15 protein-coding genes are annotated in these 16,080 nt (G+C 66.0%); 8 read left to right on the plus strand and 7 right to left on the minus strand.

The features are described from left to right. Position 1 precedes the first annotated feature (1 nt). Positions 2–832: an NAD(P)-dependent oxidoreductase gene (locus EPO41_RS21735; RefSeq protein ID WP_296329598.1), complete on the minus strand. Its 831-nt coding sequence runs from the start codon at positions 830–832 to the stop codon at positions 2–4. Continuing rightward, entirely contained in the window at positions 819–1,556 is a 738-nt protein-coding gene (locus tag EPO41_RS21740; protein ID WP_296329601.1) for a FadR/GntR family transcriptional regulator, read from the minus strand. The genes EPO41_RS21735 and EPO41_RS21740 overlap by 14 nt, the downstream gene beginning before the upstream one ends. Positions 1,557–1,639: 83 nt before the next feature. On the opposite strand from EPO41_RS21740, the gene EPO41_RS21745 reads away from it, so the two are divergent. Genes EPO41_RS21745 through EPO41_RS21755 form a run of 3 tightly spaced genes read left to right on the plus strand, consistent with a single transcriptional unit; the run spans position 1,640 to position 4,459 of the window. Further along, complete coding sequence (locus tag EPO41_RS21745) at positions 1,640–2,629, plus strand: TRAP transporter substrate-binding protein (RefSeq protein ID WP_296329605.1); 990 nt, start codon at positions 1,640–1,642, stop codon at positions 2,627–2,629. Between the two features lie 41 nt (positions 2,630–2,670). Further along, complete coding sequence (locus EPO41_RS21750) at positions 2,671–3,165, plus strand: TRAP transporter small permease (RefSeq protein WP_296329608.1); 495 nt, start codon at positions 2,671–2,673, stop codon at positions 3,163–3,165. 13 nt (positions 3,166–3,178) lie between these two features. Further along, on the plus strand, positions 3,179–4,459 hold the full coding sequence (locus EPO41_RS21755) for a TRAP transporter large permease (RefSeq protein WP_296329610.1): 1,281 nt from the start codon (positions 3,179–3,181) through the stop codon (positions 4,457–4,459). Between the two features lie 6 nt (positions 4,460–4,465). Here the strand turns inward: EPO41_RS21755 and EPO41_RS21760 are convergent, their stop codons facing one another. Next, complete coding sequence (locus EPO41_RS21760) at positions 4,466–5,689, minus strand: Zn-dependent hydrolase (protein WP_296329613.1); 1,224 nt, start codon at positions 5,687–5,689, stop codon at positions 4,466–4,468. 116 nt (positions 5,690–5,805) lie between these two features. Between EPO41_RS21760 and EPO41_RS21765 the strand changes: the two genes are divergently transcribed. From EPO41_RS21765 to EPO41_RS21775, 3 genes are read left to right on the plus strand one after another with little or no spacing between them, the layout of a single operon-like run. Then, positions 5,806–7,938: a protein-disulfide reductase DsbD domain-containing protein gene (locus EPO41_RS21765; protein ID WP_296329616.1), complete on the plus strand. Its 2,133-nt coding sequence runs from the start codon at positions 5,806–5,808 to the stop codon at positions 7,936–7,938. A 9-nt stretch (positions 7,939–7,947) separates the two neighbouring features. After that, positions 7,948–8,589 carry a redoxin domain-containing protein gene (locus EPO41_RS21770; RefSeq protein ID WP_296329619.1) on the plus strand — a complete coding sequence of 214 codons (642 nt, stop codon included), beginning with the start codon at positions 7,948–7,950 and terminating at the stop codon, positions 8,587–8,589. A 10-nt stretch (positions 8,590–8,599) separates the two neighbouring features. After that, positions 8,600–9,673: a DUF3500 domain-containing protein gene (locus tag EPO41_RS21775; RefSeq protein WP_296329622.1), complete on the plus strand. Its 1,074-nt coding sequence runs from the start codon at positions 8,600–8,602 to the stop codon at positions 9,671–9,673. A gap of 8 nt (positions 9,674–9,681) precedes the next feature. On the opposite strand, the gene EPO41_RS21780 is transcribed toward EPO41_RS21775, so the two are convergent. Beyond that, entirely contained in the window at positions 9,682–10,737 is a 1,056-nt protein-coding gene (locus EPO41_RS21780) for a putative zinc-binding peptidase (RefSeq protein WP_296329623.1), read from the minus strand. A 105-nt stretch (positions 10,738–10,842) separates the two neighbouring features. Here EPO41_RS21780 and EPO41_RS21785 point away from each other — a divergent pair, with 105 nt between their 5' ends. Beyond that, positions 10,843–11,931 carry an ROK family protein gene (locus EPO41_RS21785; protein ID WP_296329627.1) on the plus strand — a complete coding sequence of 363 codons (1,089 nt, stop codon included), beginning with the start codon at positions 10,843–10,845 and terminating at the stop codon, positions 11,929–11,931. 96 nt (positions 11,932–12,027) lie between these two features. On the opposite strand, the gene EPO41_RS21790 is transcribed toward EPO41_RS21785, so the two are convergent. Beyond that, positions 12,028–13,104 carry a pyridoxal-phosphate dependent enzyme gene (locus EPO41_RS21790; protein WP_296329629.1) on the minus strand — a complete coding sequence of 359 codons (1,077 nt, stop codon included), beginning with the start codon at positions 13,102–13,104 and terminating at the stop codon, positions 12,028–12,030. A 124-nt stretch (positions 13,105–13,228) separates the two neighbouring features. Between EPO41_RS21790 and EPO41_RS21795 the strand changes: the two genes are divergently transcribed. Continuing rightward, on the plus strand, positions 13,229–14,203 hold the full coding sequence (locus EPO41_RS21795; RefSeq protein ID WP_296330425.1) for an HAD family hydrolase: 975 nt from the start codon (positions 13,229–13,231) through the stop codon (positions 14,201–14,203). Between the two features lie 15 nt (positions 14,204–14,218). On the opposite strand, the gene EPO41_RS21800 is transcribed toward EPO41_RS21795, so the two are convergent. Together EPO41_RS21800 and EPO41_RS21805 are read right to left on the minus strand one after the other, a co-directional pair. Beyond that, positions 14,219–15,070 (minus strand): endonuclease/exonuclease/phosphatase family protein, encoded by an 852-nt coding sequence (locus EPO41_RS21800; protein ID WP_296329634.1) that lies wholly within the window; start codon positions 15,068–15,070, stop codon positions 14,219–14,221. A 148-nt stretch (positions 15,071–15,218) separates the two neighbouring features. Continuing rightward, positions 15,219–15,962, minus strand: coding sequence for a hypothetical protein (locus EPO41_RS21805; RefSeq protein ID WP_296329637.1), 744 nt, complete (start codon positions 15,960–15,962; stop codon positions 15,219–15,221). Between the last annotated feature and the right edge of the window lie 118 nt (positions 15,963–16,080).

Consider the following 16,080-nt stretch of genomic DNA (forward strand, 5'->3'; position numbering starts at 1 on the left):
TCTAGGAGAGGATGCGCTTCACATCGTTGGTGAATTCAGCCGAGCAAAAAGTGCCGCCCTGGAAGAGATCACCGACCGGATCTGGTCCGATCCTTGCCTGTTCGGCTTCGGCGTGGGCGCGATGGTCTTCGGCCTTGTCCTGCGGACGATAGCCGAATTGCTGGGCACGCGAATTGTCCCACCAGCCGGCCGCATTGTCGGATGCGCCGTAGAAGATCTCGTAGTGCAGGTCGGGATGATCGAGCCCGATCTGGAAGAGCTGCACGAGGTCGCGCGGCGAGATCCAGATGGAGAGCCGGCGCACGTCGAGCGGCACCGGCCCGACATTGCCGATCCGCAGGCAGGTCACGCCGATTCCGTGCTTGTCGGAGTAGAGGGAACCCAGCGCCTCGCCGAACACCTTGCTGACGCCGTAGCGGCTGTCGGGCTTCACCGTGAGGTTGGTGCCAATGCGCTTCTTGCGCGGGTAGAAGCCGACCGCGTGGTTGGACGAGGCGAAGATGATCCGCTTCACGCCGGCCTCGCGCGCCGCCTCGAAGACATTGTAGCAGCCGATGATGTTGGCCTGCAGTATCTGGTCCCACGTGCCCTCGACCGAATGGCCGCCGAGATGGATGACACCGTCGGCCCCCTTCAGCACCGCAGCCACCTCGTCCGGCCTGGTGAGATCGGCAGCAACGAAGGTCTCGCCTGGCTGCAGATCCTTGGGCTCGACCCGGTCGCTCAACACCAGCCCCGGATAGAGCTTGGCCAGCAGCGGCCGGGTCATGGTGCCGATGCCACCGGCAGCGCCGGTGAGGACGATGCGGCGTGTATCGCTAGCGTCGGCCATTCCTGTTTCCTCCTGCCAATTTCCGATAGCGCTCGAGCGAGCGCGTGAGATGGTCGCGCATGGCACGCCGCGCTTCTACCGGTTCGCCCTCGGCGATCGCCGTCACGATGCGCGTATGCTCGACCTGAATGCGCTCGAGATAGAGGCGGCGCTCCTCCGGCGTGTCGACCTCGAGCCGCACGCTCTGGCGCGGGATCACATGGCTGCCGAGATAGGCCAGGAAGCGCGGGAACTGGTCGTTGCCGGTGGCCTCGGCGATCGCGCGATGGAAGGCGAAATCCTCGGCGACGGCGCCTTCGCCGCGCTGAAGGGCATCGCCGATCGCCCGCAACGCCGCGCGGATAGGCGCGAGCTGCTTCCGGCCGGCGCGCTCGGCCGCGAGGCCGGCCGTCTGAACCTCGACCGCCAGCCTCAACTCCATGACGTTCAGGATGTCGGACAGCGAGGTCGCACGGGGCGGAACAATGCGGAAGGGTCCCGCGGCGGGATCGGCGACGAAGGCGCCGGACCCGCGGCGCGTCACGACCAGCCCATCGGCGCGCAACGCGGCGACCGCTTCGCGCACCACGGTGCGGCTCACGCCCAGTTCGCTCGTCAGCGCCTGCTCGGTCGGCAATCGCGCGCCGGGCGCCAGCCTGCCGCCGCGGATGTCCGCACTCAGCCGCGCCACGATCTGCTCGGCAAGATTGCCGGGCGGTGAAGGGATACGGGACTTTCCTGGCATGCGGCTTGTCGGCTTCCGGGGGCGGTGCTAGCGTTCAAGTTGTCGTACAACTTTACAATAAAGATTTAAAGCGGAGGAACGACATGAAGCGGCGCAACATCATCGTGCTGGGCCTCGGCGCTGCCACGGCGGCGGCAGCCGGATCGCGGGCCTTCGCCCAGGACAAGGTCGTCCTGAAGTCCACCGACGTGCATCCGCTGGGCTATCCCACGGTCGAGGCCGTGGTGCGCATGGGCAAGAAGCTGGAAGCGGCCTCCAATGGCAGGATGTCCGTGCAGATGTTCCCTTCCGGCCAGTTGGGCGGCGAGAAGGAGATGATCGAGCAGGCTCAGGTCGGCGCCCTTCAGATGGCCCGCATCAGCACCGGTCCGGTCGGGCCCGTCGTCGACGAGCTGAACGTCTTCAACCTGCCGTTCGTGTTCCGCGACGAGGCGCATATGCGCAAGGTGATCGACGGCGAGATCGGCCGCGAGATGCTGGAAAAAGTGAGCGCCAATCCCAAGACCGGCCTGATTGGCCTGTGCTGGATGGATGCAGGCTCGCGCAACGTCTACACCAAGAAGCCGATCCGGACGCCCGAGGATCTCAAAGGGCTCAAGATCCGCATGATGGGCAATCCGCTGTTCGTCGACACGATGAACGCGATGGGCGGCAACGGCATCTCGATGGGCTTCGGCGAGCTTTACAACGCGCTGCAGACCGGGGTCGTCGACGGCGCGGAGAACAACCCGCCGACCTACGAGGTGCAGAACCACTACCAGCTCTCGAAATACTTCTCCTTCACCGAGCACCTGATCATTCCCGAGATCCTGGTCTTCTCGCGCCGTTCCTGGGACCGGCTCTCGCCGGCCGACCAGGCGCTGATCAGGAAGGTCGGGGCCGAAGCCCAGCTCGAGCAGCGGGAGCTGTGGGACGCCAAGGTCAAGGAGGCGCTGGCCAAGCTGCAGGGCCTCGGCGTCACCCTGGTCACCGACGTCGACAAAAAGGCGTTCCGCGCCTCGGTGAAGCCGGTCTACGACAAATACGGCGACAAATACGCCGCCCTGATGAAGCGCATCGATGCCGTGAGCTGACCGCCGGTCGCCCCGCGATGTTCAATGCCTACTCCCGGGCGATGGACTGGCTCCATCGCCTTTGCCTGGGCCTGTGCGGCCTGAGCCTGCTGGTCATCTCGCTGATCATCCCGTGGGGCGTCTACAGCCGCTACGTGATGGGCAAGGGCTCGCACTGGCCCGAGCCGCTCGCGATCCTGCTGATGATCGTTCTCTCCTTCCTGTCGGCCGCCCTCTGCTACCGCGACAATCTGCATATCGGCGTCATGGTGCTGCCCAACCGGCTGCAAGGCGCCGCCCGCCTGGCACTCGGCTGGCTGGTCGAGCTCTGCATGCTGGCCACCAACCTCTTCATGCTCGTCTACGGGCTCGCGCTGGTGCAGACGACCTGGAATCAGACCATCTCGGAATTCCCCATCATCTCGGTCGGCCTGTCCTACATGCCGATTCCCGTCGGCGGCACGATCACCCTGCTGTTCCTGGTCGAACGGCTGTGGGCCGGCCGCTTCTTCGAGAAGGCCAACGACGAGATCATCACCGCCTCGCCGGTGGAATGACGGAGCATATCCAGTGGACGCGTTGATCCTGATCGGCGGCTTCTGCCTCTTCTGCGCGATCGGCATGCCGGTCGCCTATGCGCTCGGCCTCTCGGCGATCATGGCCGCGCTGTGGATCGACATCCCGCTCGAAGCGGTGATGCTCAAGGTCTCCGACAGCGTCGACGACTTCCCGCTGCTCGCCGTGCCGTTCTTCGTCCTGGCCGGAGCCATCATGGCCGAGGGCGGCATGGCGCTGCGGCTGGTCAATCTCGCCAAGGTGTTCGTTGGCTTCATCCGCGGCGGCCTGGCGCTGGTGAACATCCTTGCCTCGACCTTCTTTGCCGGAATCTCCGGCTCCTCGGTGGCCGATACGGCCTCGATCGGCTCGGTGATGATTCCGCAGATGGTGCGGAACGGCTATCCGCGGCTGTTCTCCGTCAACGTCACGATCAGCGGCTCGCTGCAGGCGCTGCTGATCCCGCCGTCGCACAACGCGGTGATCTATTCGCTGGCCGCCGGCGGCACCGTGTCCATCGCCGATCTGTTCCTGGCGGGCGTCATACCCGGCTTCATGCTGGGCGTCTCGATCATGGCGCTCTGCATCTTCATCGCCTATCGCGACAAGTATCCAAAGGGCGAGGTCGTGCCGCTGAAGGCCGTGCCCAGGATCTTCCTCGACGCCTTCTGGGGCCTGGTCACCATGGCGATCATCCTGGGCGGAATCCTGAACGGCGTATTCACCGCCACCGAAGCGGCGTCGATCGCCTCGATCTACGCTTTCCTCGTCACCATGTTCATCTATCGCGACTACAAATGGCGCGAGCTGCCGATGCTGATGGCGCGCGTCGTGCGCACGATCGGCATGGTGATGATCATGATCGGGTTCGCCGGCGCCTTCGGCTACCTGATGGCGCTGATGCAGATCCCCGCGAAGACCACGCAGCTCTTCCTGGCACTCTCCGACAACAAGCTGGTCTTCCTGCTGCTGGTCAACATCCTGCTGCTGGTGCTCGGAACGTTCATGGACCTGGCGCCGATGCTGCTGATCTGCACCCCGATCCTGCTGCCCGTGGTCAAGGCGCTCGGCGTCGATCCGGTCCATTTCGGCATGATCATGATCCTCAACCTCGGCATCGGGCTGATCACGCCGCCGGTCGGACCGACCCTGTTCGTCGGTTGCGCGATAGGAAGAGTGACCATGGAGGCGGTCACGCGCACCTTCTGGGTGTTCTACGTGCCGATGCTGATCGTGCTGGGGCTCGTCACCTACGTGCCGGCCCTCTCGCTCTGGCTGCCGTCGCTGACGCGCTGACCCGGCCTAGGAGTCGGCAAGCTCCAGCATCACGTTCAGCAGCACCTGCGCGCCGGCCGCGAGGTCGGCGGCCTCGGTGTGCTCCTTCACATTGTGGCTGAGGCCCGCCACCGACGGCACGAAGATCATCGCCGTCGGGCAGAGGCGCTGCATCATCTGGGCGTCGTGGCCCGCGCCCGACGGCATGCGCCGCGTGCTGAGCGACAGCGCTCTGGCGTGATGCTCGACCCGGTCGACCAGGCCAGAGTCGAAGATCACCGGCTCGAAGCGCGCCAGCACCTTGGCCTCGACCTCGACCCGTTCGGCCTGCGCGACCTCCGCGATGTGTGCGGCGACCCGCGCCTCGGCTTCCTTGAGCCTGGCCTCATCGGTGTTGCGCAGGTCGACCGAGAAGATCGCGCGGTTGGGCACGACATTGATCAGGTTGGGCCGTAGCGCCAGCGAGCCCACCGTGGCGACCTGGTTGCCGCCCATCTCCCAGGCCAGCTTGCGCGCGAAGAGATTGACCGAGGCCGCGAGATAGCCCGCGTCCCGGCGCAGGCGCATCGGCGTCGTGCCGGCATGGTTGGAGACGCCGGTGACCGTGTACTCGGTCCACGAGATGCCCTGCACGCTCTCGACGACGCCGATCTGTACCTTCTCCTCATCGAGGATCGGCCCCTGCTCGATATGCAGTTCGACGAAGGCATGCGGCTTCACCGCGCCGGGCTTCGCCGGCCCGAGATAGCCGATGCGCCGCAGCTCGTCGCCGACCGTGGCGCCTTCCTTGTCGGCAGCGGCATAAGCCTCGTTGAGGCCGAGGCCGCCGACATAGACCAGGCTGCCCATCATGTCGGGCTGGAAGCGCGCGCCCTCCTCGTTGGTGAAGAAAGCCACCGCGATCGGCCGGCGCGTCCTGACGCCGGCCTCGTTCAGCGCCCGCACGACCTCGAGCCCCGCCAGCACGCCGTAATTGCCGTCGTAGCGCCCGCCGGTGCGCACCGTGTCGACATGGCTGCCGGTCATGACCGGCGCGAGGTTCTCGGTCCCGGCGCGCAGGCCGATGACGTTGCCGATCGCATCGACCGTCACGGCGAGGCCCAGCGCCGTCATCCAGCCCACGACCAGGTCGCGTCCGGCCCTGTCCTCGTCGGTGAGCGCCAGCCGCGCGCAGCCGCCGCCGTCGATGGCGCCGAGGGAAGCCAGCTCGTCGAGGGCACCCAGCAGGCGCCTTTCATCCAGTCTCAACATGAATTCTCCAGTGGAACCAAGACCTTAGTCGTTCGCAGACCATCGGGCAAAATATCACGGCGGCTTGATCCGGATTGCCTTGCCAGCGCCATGGGTCGGGGTCACTTAGGAAGGCGATGGCCCGTTTCCTCGCCTTTCTGTTCGTGCTGCTGGCAGGCCCGGCTTTTGCGCAGACTGTCGTGCAAACCGACAATGTGCGGTCCGAGCTCGTGTCCGAAGTCGCGACCGTGAAACCCGGCGAACCGTTCTGGGTCGGCCTGCGCCAGACCTTGCGGCCGAAGTGGCACACCTACTGGAAAAACCCGGGCGAATCGGGATTGCCCACCGAGATTGCGTGGAAACTGCCCGAAGGCGCCAAGGCCGATCCCATCGTCTGGCCGGCGCCGATCCGCTTCGATATCGGTGGCGTCATCAATTACGGCTTCAAGGACGAGTCGGTGCTGCTGGTGCGCATCACGCCGCCGGCTGGCCTGACGGGACCGTTCACCCTCGCCGCCGAAGCCAACTGGCTGGTCTGCGAGGACGTTTGCATCCCCGAGGAGGGCAAGTTCGAGCTGGTGTTGCCGTCCGGTGCGGCCACGACGCCGGCGCCGCCCGCCACGCTCGCCCTGTTCGAACAGGCGCGCCGGGCGGTCCCGATCGCCAGCCCGTGGCCGGCCCGCTATGGCCTGTCCAAGGCCGGCGACCCGACCCTGCTGGTCGAGGCCAAGGGCCTGAAGCCGGACGCGATCAGCGACGTCTACTTCTTTCCCGCCGAGTGGGGACCCGTCGCCACCATGGCCAAACAGAGCGCCACGGTCACGGCCGAGGGCATCCGCATCCCCTTGAAGAAGGGTGACGCCAAGGCCGCGATGCCCGCCGAACTCGCCGGCACCCTGGTCCTCACCGAAAAGACCGCCGACGGCAGTGTGAAACAGGCCTTCGATCTCTCGGCAAAGCTCGATCCTGCCTTCGTGCCAGCCGCGGCCGCATCGCTCGCAAATGCCGTGGGTGCCGAGCAGCTCTCGCTGTTGCAGGCGCTGGCGTTCGCGCTGCTGGGCGGGCTGATCCTGAATCTGATGCCCTGCGTCTTCCCGGTGCTGGCCATGAAGGCGGCGGCCTTCGCGCGGCTCGCCGGCCACGAGCGCAGTGAGATGCGGCGCGACGGGCTCGCCTATACGGCGGGTGTCCTGGTCGCCTTCGCCGCCATGGCGGGGGTCGTGATCGCGATCCGCTCGACCGTGGGCGACGTGAGCTGGGGCTTCCAGTTCCAGTCGCCGGTCTTTTCGCTGCTGATCGCCTATCTGTTCTTCGTGGTCGGCCTCAACCTCTCCGGCGTGTTCGAGGTCGGCAGCCGGCTGGCCGGCGTCGGCCAGGGTCTCGCTTCCAGGGGCGGTACGACGGGGGCTTTCTTCACCGGTGTGCTGGCGGTGATCGTGGCGACGCCCTGCACCGCGCCGTTCATGGCGGCCGCCCTTGGCTTTGCGCTCAGCCAGCCGGCGCCCGCCACGGTCGCGGTGCTGCTGGCCATGGGCCTGGGGCTTGCCCTTCCCTATCTCGCTTTGTCGATGACGCCGGCCCTGCAGCGGCTGATGCCGCGGCCCGGCCCGTGGATGGACCGGCTGCGCCAGTTCCTCGCCTTCCCGATGTACGCCTCCGCCGTCTGGATGATCTGGGTGCTGACCCAGCAGACCGGCGCCGACGGCGTGCTCTATGCGCTGGGCGGCATGATCCTGATCGCCTTCGCGATCTGGCTGCTGCGGCTCGGCAACGGCGCATCGGCGGGCACCTGGGTCCGCCGCGGACTGGCCGCTGGTGCCGTCCTCCTGGCCTTTGCCGCCACGCTCAAGCTGGACGACAGTCCCGCCACCGCCGCCTCGGCGTCGGGCGGCCCGAACGCCGGCGTCAGCTTCGACGGCTGGGAACGCTTCTCGCGCGCCCGCATGGCCGAAGCCGTCGCCGCGGGCAAGCCGGTGTTCGTCGACTTCACCGCCGCCTGGTGCATTACTTGCTTGGTGAACGAGCGGGTAGCGCTCGAAACGCCAGCCACTCGCAAGGCGTTCGAGCAGGCGGGGGTCGTCAAGCTCAAGGGCGACTGGACCAACCGCGATTCCGAGATCACCGGCGTGCTGAAGGAACTCGGCCGCGCCGGGGTGCCGTTGTATCTGTTCTGGGCGCCGGGGGCGGATCGGCCGAAGATCCTGCCTCAGGTCCTCACCGAGTCGCTGATCCTGTCGGAGTTGTCGTCAATCCAGCAAGCCAAGCGTTAGGAGGTAGACATGTCGAAGCTGAATGTTCCCCGTCGTTCGCTAATGATCGGTGGCGCTGCACTCGCCCTCGCCCCTGCTGCGGCTTTCGCCACCTCGAGCCCGGACATCGGCAAGCCCGCGCCGCAGTTCAGCGCGGTCGACAGCAACGGCAAGACCTGGTCGCTGGCCGACCTCAAGGGCAAGGTCGTCGTCCTGGAGACGACGAATCACGACTGCCCCTACGTAGGCAAGCACTACACGTCCAACAACATGCAGGATCAGCAGCGTGAGGCCGCCGCCAAGGGCGTCGTCTGGCTGACCGTCGCCTCCTCCGCCAAGGGCGAGCAGGGCCATGTGACCGCGCAGCAGGCGAACGAACTCACCCGGAGCCGCAACGCCGCGCCGGCGGCCGTGCTGCTCGACCCCGAGAGCAAGGTCGCGCGCGCCTACGGCGCCACCGTGACTCCGCACATGTACATCATCGATGCCAATGGCATCCTGGTCTACAAGGGTGGCATCGACTCGATCCCGTCCTCGAACGTCGCCGACATTCCCAAGGCCACGCAGTATGTCCGCGTCGCTCTGGGCCAGGTGCAGGCCGGCCAGCAGGTCGCCGACTCCTCGACCCGCGCCTACGGCTGCACCTTGAAGTATCCGAAAACCTCGACCTGACGAACCGGCCATGCCGCACGACGGCTGGCATCCGCACGACGAGACTCACGATCACCACCACCGTCACGGCCCGCCCAAGCGGCGGACCGTGCTGGCGGCGGCGGCGCTGCTGCCGTTCGGGAGCGCCAGCGCCCAGACGGTCGATGCCGCCCAGCGCATCGCCGACGCCGCCAACCGCTTCCTCCTCTCGCTCGACGACGGTCAGCGCCAGAAGGCGATGATCGCCTTCGAGTCGGGCAAACGTCTCGACTGGCACTACATTCCGCGCAGCCGCTCCGGGCTGAGCGTGGGCGAGATGCGGTCCAACCAGGCCGATGCCGCCCGCGCGCTCTTCGCCTCGGTGCTGAGCCAGCGCGGCCTCGAACTGCTCGACGGTGTGCGCCTGCTCGAAGGCGTGCTGCGCGAGCAGCAGGGCAGCTTCCGCGACCCCGGCCGCTATTACGTCTCGGTCTTCGGCACGCCCGGCCGTTTCCCCTGGGGCTGGCGCTTCGAGGGCCATCATCTGTCGCTGAACGTGGCGCTGCCCGCGCCCGGCCACGTCTCGGTAACGCCCTTCTTCGCCGGTGCCCATCCCGCCACCGTGCGCGATGGTCCCAATGCCGGCTTCCGCCTGCTCGGCGCCTCGGAAGACATAGCCCGCCGGATCATGGCCGGCCTCGACGAGCAGCAGCGCCAGGCCGCGACCATCGCGAACCGTTCGTTCGGCGAGATCGTGGCCAGTCCGCAGCGAGAGCAGGATCTCGGCAGTCCGAAGGGCCTGCTGCTCGGCGACATGACGGGCGCGCAGCGCACCCTGCTCGAGGCGCTGATGGACCGTTTCCTCGGCACGCTTGCCGCCGACCTGCTGGCAAAACAGAAACAGCGCGTCCTGGAACAAGGTCTGCCGACATTCCGCTTCGCCTGGGCCGGTTCATTGACACCGGGCGAGGCGCACTACTTCCGCCTGCACGGGCCTGCGACCCTGATCGAGCACGACAATACCCAGAACAGCGCCAATCATATCCATGCCGTGTGGCGCGACCTCGCCGCCGATTTCGGCCGCGACACGCTGGCCGATCACTATCGCCAGCAGAAGCATCGCTGAGGGACGGCTCAGCCCGGGTGGACAAGCCGGTGGATGAAGCCCAGCTTTTCGATCACCGGGGCCGACAGCACGAAGGGATAAAGGTCGGCCTGTCCCATGGCGCGGTTGAGGCTGTTCAGCGCCAGCGATAGCGGCATCCAGGCGTCGACGAGCTGACCGATTTCGGCCGCGCGATAGGGATCGAAATCGACGGTGGCATCGAGCTCGTCTCCCTTCGCGAGACGGGGCTGCACCGTCAAGCCGAAGGCTCGCGCGATCTCGAGCGTGTCGACGATGTGCATATAGTGCGCCCAGGTCTCGGCGAAGTCCTCCCACGGATGGGAGCTCGCGTAGTGGCTGACGAAGTTCGCCTGCCAGTCGGGTGGCGCGCCGTTGGCGTAGTGAGCCTGCAACGCCTGCCCGTAATCCTGGCTGTCATCACCGAAGAGTTGCCGGCAGGCCTCCAGCTGACCGCCATCTCGCACCAGCCGGTCCCAGTAGTAGTGACCGATCTCATGACGGAAATGCCCGAGGAGTGTCCGGTACGGCTCGTGCATGGCGACGCGGTTCTTCTCGCGCACCGCATCGTCGGCCTCGGCGAGCGCGATCGTGATGAGGCCGTTGTCGTGGCCTGTCATCACGCGCGGCGCATTGGGCTCGGGGAGTTCGGCCAGGAAGTCGAAGGCCAGTCCATTTTCCGGTGATTCGGCCTTGGTCGGTAGCGGCAGCTTCAAACGCAGCAGCGAATAAAAGAGCCGGTGCTTGGCGATCTCGATCTTCTGCCAGTGAGCCAGGTTGTCGGCGATCGCCAGATCGGGGATCGTCCTGTTATGCCGGCAGGACAGGCAGAAGGTTTCCGGGGAATCCGACTCCACCAGCCAGTTGCAGGCGGCGTGCCGGGCGTTCGCGCAAAAGCGATAGAGCACATCCGGCGAGGCCAGGGCACGCCACGAATCGCCCTCCGGCTCGAGAGCCGAAAGAGTCGCGACAGCGGGTACGTATCCCAGCTTGTGTCCGCATTTCACGCAGACATCGTTCTCGAAATAGAGGATCTGCTGGCAGCTTTGGCACTTGAACAGTTTCATGGCCGCCACAACGCCCGACCGGCCGCCATGTTGCGTTGCAGTCCCGTTGCGCGGGAACTTTATCCCCTCCTCGGCCGTTCAAGGGCCATACAGGGGGAGATGCACATGGCAGCCCGGACCGGAATCGAAACTGGGGCATCGGCCGAAGTGCCCGTCGAAGCGCCCTCCGTCTTCGTGCACGGCGGTCGCGTCCTGCCCTCCGTCACCGTGGATACCTACAACGAAGAGCTGCGCGACGAGGAAGGTTTCGTGGGCGACCGCGCCAGCCGGCGTGCGTTCCAGGCCATCCTCGCCGACTGGCGCGACCGGTTGAAGGAACGCGGCGAAGATCCGTTCGGCGACGTGCCGATGGAAGAGATATCGAAGTCCAAGCTGGACAAGATGCTGAACGGCGGCGACCCGGTCTCCGCCGGGCTCGTCCATACCGTCGTCGAAGAGTTCGCGGGCGAGCTGGCGACGGTGGTGCGCCGCTTCCTGCGCCTCGGCTCATGGAAGGACACCGAGCGCATCGTCATCGGCGGCGGCATGATCGGCAGCCGGATCGGCGAACTCGCCATGGGACGCGCCAGCATCATCCTGGCCGCCGAGAGCGTGACGATCGAGCTGCAGGCGATCGAGAACGATCCCGACGAGGCCGGGCTGATCGGCGCCGTGCACCTGGCGCCGAGCTGGGTAATGGCGGGACACGATGCCATCCTCGCCGTCGACATCGGCGGCACCAACGTGCGGGTCGGCGTGGTCGAGCTCAATGCCGGCAAGCGCGGCGAAGTCGGGGAGGCCGACGTCTGGAAGCGGCAGGTCTGGCGCCACGCCGACGACGAGCCCGACCGCGACGAGGCGATCGAAAGGATCGCCGCGATGCTGAACAAGCTGATCGACCGCGCGAAACAGGAGAAGATCAAGCTCGCGCCGTTCATGGGTATCGGCTGTCCCGGCCTGATCGACGAGCACGGCTTCATCCTGAAGGGTGGTCAGAACCTGCCGGGCAACTGGGAGGGCAAGTCGTTCAACCTCGCGGCCGCCCTCTCCGCCCATCTTCCCAAGATCGACGGGCACGAGATCTTCATCCAGATCCACAATGACGCCGTCGTCCAGGGCCTGAGCGAGGTCCCGAACATGAAGGACGTCGAGCACTGGGGCGTCATGACGATCGGCACCGGCCTCGGCAACGCCCGGTTCACCAATCGGGAGTGACGCAAAGAACGAAGCAATGGAGCGCGCAACTCCAGTTGCGCTCAAGCATCGCCGCTAGAACATGAGCGCCACTGGAGTGGCGCGCTCCAATGAGCCCTACCCCATCTGGTAGCCGGGCGTGGACCTGGAGATGGCGATCTCCTCCGCGTCCATGTCGTCGATGATGCCTTCGAACAGCGGCGTGGTGAGATAGCGCTCGCCAGTATCGGGCAGCATGCAGAGGATGACCGAACCGGGCGCGGCCTTCTCTGCCACCTGGAGTGCCACGGCGAAGGTCGAGCCGCCGGAGATGCCGGTGAAGATGCCTTCCTTCTGCGCCAGTGCCTTGGCGCACTTGATGCCTTCGGCTCCGGCGATCGGCAGCAGCTCGTCGTAGTACTTCTTGTCGATCGACTCCTGCAGCACGAGCGGAATGAAATCCGGCGTCCAGCCCTGGATCGGATGCGGCTCGAAGGCAGGATGGCTGACCGAAGGGGAGCCGTCGGCGGCCCTCTCCTGCGCCTTGCCGCTACCGACGAGCTGGGCATTGGCGGGCTCGGTGAGGATGATCTTCGTCTCCGGCCGCTCCTTGCGCAGCACCCGCGCCACGCCGGTGACAGTGCCGCCGGTCCCGTAGCCGCTCACGAAATAGTCGAGCCGGCCGCCCTTGAAGTCGGCCAGGATCTCACGCGCCGTCGTGGCTTCGTGAATCTCGGCATTGGCATCCGTCTCGAACTGATGGGCGAGGAACCAGCCGTTGGCCTTCGCGAGCTCGACCGCCTTCTGGTACATGCCGAAGCCCTTCTGGGCGCGCGGGGTCAGCACGACCTTGGCGCCCAGCATGCGCATCAGCTTGCGCCGCTCGATCGAGAAACTGTCCGCCATGGTAACGACCAGCGGATAGCCCTTCTGGGCGCAGACCATCGCAAGCCCGATGCCGGTATTGCCGCTGGTCGCCTCGACCACGGTCTGGCCCGGCTTCAGCGTGCCGTTGCGCTCGGCGGCCTCGATGATGTTGACGGCCAGGCGATCCTTCACCGAGCCGCCGGGATTGAAGGCCTCGGCCTTGACGTAGATCGTGACGCCCTTGGGCGCCAGCGCGTTGATGCGGATGCACGGCGTGTCGCCGATCGTGTCGAGCACGTTGTCGTAAAGCCGACCGCGTCCCGCGGTGGTCCGGATCTTGGTGCCCATTGTCGTCTCCCGTTGGGTGGAGGCGAATTCTACGCCGGTTCAGCGGCAGCGCGAAACTGGCGTAGGATGGCGAGGATGCGGGGGTGGGGAGCAAGCGATGAGACGCCGGACATTCTTGACGGCCATGGGAGCGGTGGCGTTTCTGGCGACGGCCCGGCCGGGCGCCGCACAGGCCGACGGGCTGCCCTCCTGGAATGACGGGCCGGCGAAGCGGTCGATCCTCGATTTCATCGCGCGCACGACGACGCCGGGCGGGCCGGACTGGGTGCCGGTAGCGGAGCGCATCGCCTGTTTCGACAATGACGGCACCTTGTGGACCGAGCAGCCTGTCTATTTCCAGGTCGCTTTCGCCGTCGATCGCATAAAGGCGCTGGCCGTCCAACATCCCGAATGGCGCACGCAGGAGCCCTTCCGGTCGGTGCTGGCCGACGACCGTGCCGCACTGGCGACGCTGGGCCTCAAGGCCATCGTGGAAGTGATCGAGGCCACGCATGCCGGCATGACGACGGAGGATTTCGCCGCGACGGTGGTCGACTGGCTCGCGACCGCGCGCCATCCCCGCTTCGACCGACCCTATACCGACCTCGTCTACCAGCCGATGATCGAGCTGCTGGCGCTGCTGCGCGCCCACCAGTTCAAGACCTTCATCGTATCCGGCGGCGGCATCGAGTTCATGCGGCCCTGGACGGAACGCATCTACGGCATCCCGCCCGAGCAGGTCGTCGGCACGTCGAGCGTCACGAAGTTCGAACTGAGGCCCGACGGCATGCCGGTCCTGATGAAGGAGCCCAAGGTCGAGTTCATCGACGACGGGCCGGGCAAGCCGGTCGGCATCAACCGCTTCATCGGCCGGCGCCCGGTCCTGGCCTTCGGCAACTCAGACGGCGACCAGCAGATGCTGGAATGGACGGCCGCCGGCAGCGGCGCCCGCTTCATGGGGCTGGTGCATCACACCGACGCGGTGCGCGAATACGCCTACGACCGTCCCTCGCCGGTCGGCCAGCTCGACAAGGCGTGGGACGAGGCGCTTCGCCGCGGATGGACCATCGTCGACATGAAGAAGGATTGGAAGGTGATCTATCCGTTCGAGCTGCGCTGACGTCCGTGTGCCCCGCTAGAGATCGAACTCCACGAAGACCGGCCAGTGGTCGGACGCGACGATGCCGTAGCCGATCCAGGCCTTCTTCACCCTGGGCGTGAGGTCGTGCGTGACGAAGACATGGTCGATGCGGCCCTCGCGCGGGAACGACTCCACTTCCTCCTCGCTGTTGCCCGCGGCGATCCAGGCGTCGGCCAGGTGCATCGTTGTGCCGAGGCGGCCGTAGTAGCTCGTCTCGCCGCAGACCAGCGGATATTCGGGATGGTCCGGCGTGAAGTTGAAGTCGCCGGCGACAATGGCGGCACGCGACACGTCGGGCCGGCGCTCCTGGAACATGAAGGTCGAGCCGGCGGCGCTGTCCCACGTCGCGCCGATGCGCTCGGCGTTGAGCACCGTCTCCATCAGGGCGCGGACCTGCGGCAGGCGCTGCTGAGGGCCGACATGGCTGAGATGGACGCTGTAGACACGCAGCGGTCCGGCCGGCGTCGCGATCGACGCCTCGACGAAGCCGCGCTGCAGGTCGAAGCGGTCGACGAGCGCTGTCTTGGGCAGGAGATGGCCGCGTGCCCAGACGATCGGCCAGCGCGAGATCACGGCATTGCCGAAGCTCCGGCGGCGGTTGACGATCCGCCCGTCGGCGCCGACCTCGCTGGCGTCGGACTCCATGGCACCGTGATACCAGTGATAGCGGTTGAGCCGGCCGGCGATCTCGGCGGTCTGGTCGGCGAAGCCGTTCTGCGGCCAGCCAGAAACGGCTTCCTGGATACAGACGATGTCGGCTTCCGCCACCGTGTCGGCGATGCGGGCCACGTCATAGCGTCCGTCGGAACCGACGCCGTAGTGGATGTTGTAGGTACAGAAGAGCATCCTGGCTGCTAACACATTGATCTATTCAGAGTTGCTTGGTTCACGTTAGATCAAGCATGCTCCGAAGTACCCGCTTTGGTGCAGGCTGCGACGTTACAACCACCATCGGGCCCGCTTCGTTCAGGACGAGAAGCGGCCGTGCCGAAGCCTATTCGGTCTTCGCGGTCGTAACGCCCGAACGACGGTCATAGGTCAATGTGATCTTTGTGAGATCGCAAAGGTCCAGGCTCTCCCAGATCGCTTCCGAATTGTCGTCAAAGACGACCTTGAGGTCTTGCATGCATCGGCCCTTGGCTTTGGGGACGGTGATCTTCCAGACCTCCCCGTTCTCGATGGTATGATCACCAAGAATATCCTTCCCCCAGGTCTTCGACTTCGTTGGCGACACGTAGAGTTCGCTGATCGCCGAGCCGGTCGCATTCGCCAGCCCGAAGCTCGTGCTGCTGCCGGCTGTGGCGGCAGTAGGAGGGGCGGCGGCAGGAGGGGCTGCCGCAGGAGGAGCAGGTGCAGCCTGGCCGGGCGCAGCGCCCATCATGACGGGCAGGCAAGGTCCTTGCGCATCGAAGTAGAGCGTGAAGGCCTTTGCCAAGGGTTTCGGGACAGAGTTCTCGCCGAAAGCCTCGCCTTTGGCTTCGGTTGCCTTCTGCAATTTCATTACCTCTGCCACGGCGTGGCGGTCGCCAGGGGTGATCTTGTCGGCTATGCAACCACACCATTTGGATCTGTTCGAAGCTGGCGCCTGTTTAAGCATTTCGCTGGTGTTTACGTAGTCGAGGCATGCGTCGGCCAGAACATCAGCTCGAGCCAAGGTCGAAAGCGAAAGTGTCGCCGCGCATCCAAAGGCCGCGGCAATGTACCGAAGTCCAATCATCAAAATCCCCCCCGTCGCCATGATCTCCGCCTTTACGATAATGGCAACAGCAATCCGGGACGAGCCGGGCGGAATGTGGCATGCGCCACCCGTCGTTCAGGGGCATCCCGAGGAACTTCTGAGGCGGCAATTGGTTCGG

This window comes from Reyranella sp. (genome assembly GCF_004297265.1).
GTDB lineage: Bacteria > Pseudomonadota > Alphaproteobacteria > Reyranellales > Reyranellaceae > Reyranella.